Source organism: Frankia canadensis (genome assembly GCF_900197875.1).
In the GTDB taxonomy this organism is placed as follows: Bacteria; Actinomycetota; Actinomycetes; order Frankiales; family Frankiaceae; genus Frankia; species Frankia canadensis.
Genome location: NZ_FZMO01000240.1, coordinates 1 through 5,589, shown reverse-complemented (window position 1 = coordinate 5,589; position 5,589 = coordinate 1). Strand labels below are relative to the sequence as shown.

4 protein-coding genes and 1 pseudogene are annotated in these 5,589 nt (G+C 72.7%); 2 read left to right on the top strand and 3 right to left on the bottom strand.

Translation table 11 applies throughout. From position 1 onward, the window contains the following. Positions 1–1,036: 1,036 nt before the first annotated feature. Complete coding sequence (mftD, locus tag C1A33_RS18970; protein WP_101832799.1) at positions 1,037–2,215, bottom strand: pre-mycofactocin synthase MftD; 1,179 nt, start codon at positions 2,213–2,215, stop codon at positions 1,037–1,039. Between the two features lie 241 nt (positions 2,216–2,456). On the opposite strand from mftD, the gene C1A33_RS18965 reads away from it, so the two are divergent. Next, positions 2,457–3,020 carry a YceI family protein gene (locus C1A33_RS18965; protein ID WP_101832800.1) on the top strand — a complete coding sequence of 188 codons (564 nt, stop codon included), beginning with the start codon at positions 2,457–2,459 and terminating at the stop codon, positions 3,018–3,020. Positions 3,021–3,224: 204 nt separating this feature from the next. Here C1A33_RS18965 and C1A33_RS18960 read toward each other — a convergent pair whose 3' ends face one another. Further along, on the bottom strand, positions 3,225–4,262 hold the full coding sequence (locus C1A33_RS18960; protein ID WP_165818460.1) for a phosphotransferase family protein: 1,038 nt from the start codon (positions 4,260–4,262) through the stop codon (positions 3,225–3,227). A 1-nt stretch (position 4,263) separates the two neighbouring features. Beyond that, entirely contained in the window at positions 4,264–5,271 is a 1,008-nt protein-coding gene (locus tag C1A33_RS18955; protein ID WP_101832797.1) for a DUF7064 domain-containing protein, read from the bottom strand. A 185-nt stretch (positions 5,272–5,456) separates the two neighbouring features. Here C1A33_RS18955 and C1A33_RS36755 point away from each other — a divergent pair. Then, positions 5,457–5,589 (top strand): annotated as a pseudogene (locus tag C1A33_RS36755) (SPASM domain-containing protein); the annotation flags it as partial.

The following is a 5,589-nucleotide window of genomic DNA, read 5'->3' as shown; positions in this document are numbered from 1 at the left end:
CCCGCCGGGCCGCGGCCCGCCGGCCCGCCACCAGCCCGGCCACCACCGCGCCGCCCGGCAGCGCGCCGCCCGGCAGCGTGCCACCAGCGGCCGGCGCCCGCGGCGAGACGGCTCCACAGCCGCGGCCCGGCCAAGTCCCCCGAGTCACCGCTGGGATTTCCCCGGGCGATGCCGGCGGCGATGTCCGCGCCCTGTCCCAGGCCGACCGCGAACCCGCGGGGGCCGACCGTGTGCCCAGCCGGCCCGGCCCCCGCCCCGGCCCATCCGCCCGCAACCCGCGGCGCGCGACCCGCGATGCGCGGCGTCTCGTTCCGAAGAACCGACGACGCCGGCCCGGCCACCGGTGCGCCGCCCGCGCTTTTCACCGATTCCCGCGGACCCCGCGGCGAGTCCCCCGTCTTTCTCGACGAACCGTCCGGGCCGCCCGCATTACCGCCCACGGATCCAGCGGGAATGCGCCGGATTATCTCGGTGTCATCCGTGGCGCCCGAGCGCCCCTGCGTGGGATTGGTCACGGCGGTTCAACCCCGACGGGCGCCGCAGCCGGCCGCGCCGCCGCCGCCACGGCGCCGCGCGCACCGGACCGGCGACGACGAACGCCGCCGCCCGCCGCCGGCCGGGCTCCCCTCGCCGGTCAGCACGCGGAAGAACGGGGAGACTCCCGGAACCGGCGGGATTCCTCCGGCCGGAGGCACGCGGTCGTCCGGTGCGACCGGCTCGCGCTGCGCCGGTAGCGGGCCCGGGACGGCGAGCGGCTCCCGAGGCCGGGGCACCACGGTCGACCACAGAATGACCGGTGCGGAATCCGGTTCAACCGGGAAATCGTCCGCATCCGGTTTCTCAGGGACAGGGGCAACAATGCGAGGGCGACACGGCATGCCTTAATGGTGCACACCACCGGGCCGGCAGACAACGGTGCAACCGGATTTCGCCCCGGGTGCAACAAGGCATTGCACCCGCCTTCACCGAACCCAGAGCGACCGGTTTCCGGACTGTATCAAAAAAGTTTCTTCACCAGGTGGGAGGCCTGGTTTCGTCAGCCCTTGTGGTCGAGTGCGAAACCTGCGGGGACGATGATGTCGTCGGGAGACAGTTCGTGGACCGAGGATCGACCGAGGCCCAGCATCGTCTCGCTTGCTCCCTGCCGGAGGATCTCCAGCACGTTCGTCACCCCGCGCTCGCCGGCGGCGGCCATGCCCCACAGGTAGGCTCGACCGATCATCACCGCGCGGGCACCCAGCGCCAGGGCCTTCACCACATCGCTGCCGCGGCGGATCCCGCCGTCGAGCACGACCTCGAGCTGATCGCCCACCGCGTCGACGACGCCGGGCAGGCAGCGGATCGACGCCGGCGTCGAGTCCAGGTTGTTACCGCCGTGGTTGGACACCGAGAGGGCGCTGGCGCCCGCGTCCACCGCGCGGCGCGCGTCGTCCGGCCGGGTGATTCCCTTGATCATGAAAGGGCCGTCCCACTGCGCGCGCAGCCAGGCGAGGTCGGCCCAGGTGGGCGGAGGCGTGCCCATCCACTGGCCGTAGGCACCGAAGAACGTCGGCGGGGTGGCCTCGCGCGGGCCGAGGTTCGGCACGCCGAGGTCGGGCAGGGAGCGGCTGCGCAGCCAGCGCCCCAGGTAGGCCGGGCGCAGCGCCACCTGCGGCGCGTAGCGGGCCATCGCCTTCACGTCGAGGCGCTCGGGGATGTACGGGCTGCCCCAGTCCCGCCGCGAGTCGAACACCCAGTCCAGGGTGACGATGAGGCCCTTGGCACCGGCGGCGCGGGCGCGCTCGGCCCGGGCGAGGATCTCGTCACGCGAGCCGAGCCAATAGGTCTGGAACAGCAGTTTGTCGAGGACCGCGCCGACCTCCTCGACCGGCTTGGAAGCGAAGGCGGACAGGCCCATCGCCGTGCCCGCCGCGGCGGCGGCCCGCGCGACGGCGACCTCGCCGTCAGGGTGCACCGCCTGCACGCCGGTGGGCGAGATCAGCACCGGCATGCTGATGTCCTGGCCCATCACGGTCGTCGAGAGGTCCCGGGTGGGCGGCAGGTCGGCGATGTGCGGGCGGACCTTCAGCTCGTCGAAGGCGCTGATGTTGTCGTTCATCGTGACGCCGGCCTCGGCGCCGGCGACGAGCGCCAGATAGACGCCCCTGGGCAGGCGACGCTTCGCACGGCGCTGCGCCTCCGCCACCGTCTCAAACCACGTCCTCGTGCTGGCCATGGAACCCACCTCGTCGTTCGTGGTCCGCGCCTTTCCCAGGAGCCACGCGAACCCGGGCCGATTTGGCACCGAGTGCCACTGTAACGGAGTCGGACCGGACACGGCGGATGGCGGGCCGCTCGGACGGGATCCGCCGTGCACCCGGGGTGGGCCGCCGTTTCGTAGGCAGCTATCTTTTTCTCCGCAGGACTTGCAGCTGCAACTGATGTGCCCCGTCGCCACCGCCTACCAGGAGGCCCGCGTGACCGCCGCCCCGTCCGAACTCGCGCCGCTGCCGCTCGTCCCCGGAAGCTGGACGCTCGACACGGCCCACTCCAGCGTCAACTTCCAGATCCGCCACCTGGGCGTCACCAACGTCCGCGGCCGGTTCGACACCTTCGCCGCGACACTGACGGTCGGCGACGCCCTCGAGACGGTCGCCGTCGCGGCCAGCATCGACCTCGCGTCGATCAACACCAACCAGGCCGACCGGGACGCGCACCTGCGCAGCACCGACTTCTTCAACCTGGCCGAGCACCCCACGATGGCCTTCGCCTCGACCGCCGTCTCCGCCGAGGGCGAGCAGTACGCGCTGCGCGGCGACCTGACCATCAACGGGGTCACGAAGCCGATCACCCTGGCCGTCGAGTTCTACGGCACGGACACCCACCCCGCCGACGGCCGGGTCCGCTCCGGCTTCTCGGCGACCGGCGAGCTCAGCCGCGCCGACTACGGCATCACCTTCAACCTGCCGCTCGGCGCGGGCAAGCTCGCCCTGGCCGACAAGGTGAAGATCGAGCTCGACCTGCAGTTCATCGCTCCCTGACGCACCGCGCGCCGCCGCACTCCGGGGAGCACACCACTCTCGGGGGGCATGTCGTGGGCGGCGCCGAGCCGGCGTCACGCGCCGGAGTCCGCGCTCGCGGGTTCCGGCAAGCGGGCCGGGGCGGCGCCCCCACGACATGTGCCGGGCAGCCGTCAGGCCGGGTTCAGGTACTCCTGGGCCCACGTCTCGAGGGCCCGCAGTCCGTTACGCGGCGGTCAGCAGCGCGTCGGCCTGGGCCGCGAGGTCCAGCACACGCTGCCCCAGATAGCGCAGGTCGACGCGGTCGGAGGACATCGCCCGGGACTCGTAGCGCGCCTTGATCCCCTCGGCGATGATCGACATCCGCCAGGCAGAGAACGCCCGATACCACGGCAGGTCCGACACGTCGAAGCCCGTCGTGCGGGCGTAGCTCCGGACCGCCTCGTCCCGGTCGGGGAACCCGCCCGCGCGGGTCGGGGGCGTCTCCATCCACACCCGCGGCACGTCGTCGCTCGGCAGCTCCCAGTTGTTGATGAGGAAGCCGAGGTCGGCGAGGACGTCGCCGACGGTCGTCAGCTCCCAGTCGAGGACCGCGACCACGGTGCCGTCGGGCGCGAGCATCACGTTGCCGAGCCGGTAGTCGGCGTGCACGAGCCCGGTGTACCGACTGGGGGGCGCCGAGGAGGCGAGGCGGCGCCCGACGTCGTCGACGAGGGGAAGATCGCGGGTGCGGGTCTGCGCGAGCACCCGGCTCATCCGGGCGAGAAGGCGTTCGACGTAGCGCCCGCGGTCGGCCAGGCCGCCCAGCCCGACCTGGTCGATGTCGACGCGGTGCAGTCGGGCCAGGGTGTCGATGAGGCTCATCCCGGCCCGGCGCCGGCTCGCGGGCTCGGGAAGCGCCGCGAGGACGTCGTCGGGATTGGCGACGACGGCGCCCGCGGCGAAGTCCATCACGTAGAAGGGCGCACCCGTGACCGCCACGTCGTCGCACGTCGCGGCGATGTGCGGGACCGGGACGTCGGTGGGGGCGAGCGCGGCCATGATCCGCGCCTCGCGCAGCACGTCGTGGGCACCCTTCGGCAGGTCGCCCAGCGGCGGTCGCCGCAGTACCCAGGCGTGTCCCCCGTCGTCGAGGACCCGTACGGTGATGTTCGAATGCCCGCCCGAGATCGGCTCGTAACGCAGGTCCCCGGTCACTGCCGGCAGCCGTCCGGACAGCCACGGCGACAGCGTCGCCGGGACCAGGCCGCGTGGGTCGCCCACCTCAGTCGTCCAGCCCGATCGGGATCCCGTCGACGACGAGATCGTGCCACTCGTTGTGCCCGCTGCCCGCCCGCCCGTCCGACCAGGTCCACACCGTCGGGGACTTCACGATCCGCAGCAGTGCCTCGCGGCCGTCGGGGCCGGGCTGGCGGTGGCGAACCGGCAGCCACCCCTGCGGCGTGCCGGTGGCGGACCAGCTGCGAGCGCCCACGGTCGCCGTGACCGAGACCGACTCGAGCACGTGGCGGGGGCCCGGGCCGTAGCGGGACCGGAAGGTGAAGTCGTCGACGACGTGGAACTCGCCGCCGTCGAGCACGAACCCGCCGCGGGTCTTCTTGGTCGGGCCGACCGCGCGGACCAGCATGAAACCGGTGTCGTCGTCGACCGCGCAGATCAGCCAGCGCAGGTAGATCTTCGCGTGCCAGTTGCGCGGTCCCCACGAGTGGTCCTTGCCGCCGCGCCCGTCGACCCGCCACGTCTGATCACCGAGGCGCACCGTGCCGACCGAGCGGCACAGGTGCTGGTAGTGCCAGTCGGCCTGGCCGGGCAGGAAGATCCGGTCGATATGCCACTGCTCGCGGCCCATCACGGTCGACAGCCCGGTGGAGTGGACGGTGAGGTCGATCTCGGCGTCGACCCGGGGACTGTCCTGGTAGGCGCGCTTCGGGTCGGTCATGGCCCAGGGGTCGTCCAGCAGCAGCATCGGGCCGCGGTAGCGGACGGTGTTCTCCCGGTACGGGTCGCCGATCGACCACCGCTGGCCGCCGGCCGTCAGCCCGTTGCCGTCGATCGGGGCACGCTCGAAGAAGAATCCGGCGCGCCCGTCCGGTAGGTAGACGCACGCCGACATCTCCGCGCGGCCCTCGTTGGGTCGCATCCCGATGCGAAACCATCCGCCGATGCCGGACTCCGGGTCGCGAAAGTCGATGTAGCGGCTCTCGTTCCAGTTGAGCTCCGGACCGACAGGATGGATGCCCTCGTCGGCGTCGCCCAGTCGACGCTCGTCCACCGACCGCCCTCCTCCGTCTCGTCGTGACGCGGCCCGCCATACCGTGGCGCCGCGATGCCGCGATGCCGCGATGCCGCGATGCCGGGGTGCCGGGGTGCCGCGATGCCGGGGTGCCGTGGAGCCGTCCCCGTCACTCCCCGGCCGGCGCCGGCGCGAGGGCCGGGTCGAAGCCGGCCAGCGGATTCTCCTCGCAGGTGGTCTGTCTCATCGACCCAGTCGGCGACGTGTACGCCAGCCCCTTCGCGATCCACGACGACTTCCTAGCCGGCAACGTGCGCGACGCGGGCGGCTTCACCGCCGTGTGGCGCACCTCGGAGC

Bases quoted from the DNA above. Each gene is read 5' to 3' on its own strand.
- mftD (WP_101832799.1), bottom strand. From the start codon at position 2,215: ATGGCCAGCACGAGGACGTGGTTTGAGACGGTGGCGGAGGCGCAGCGC.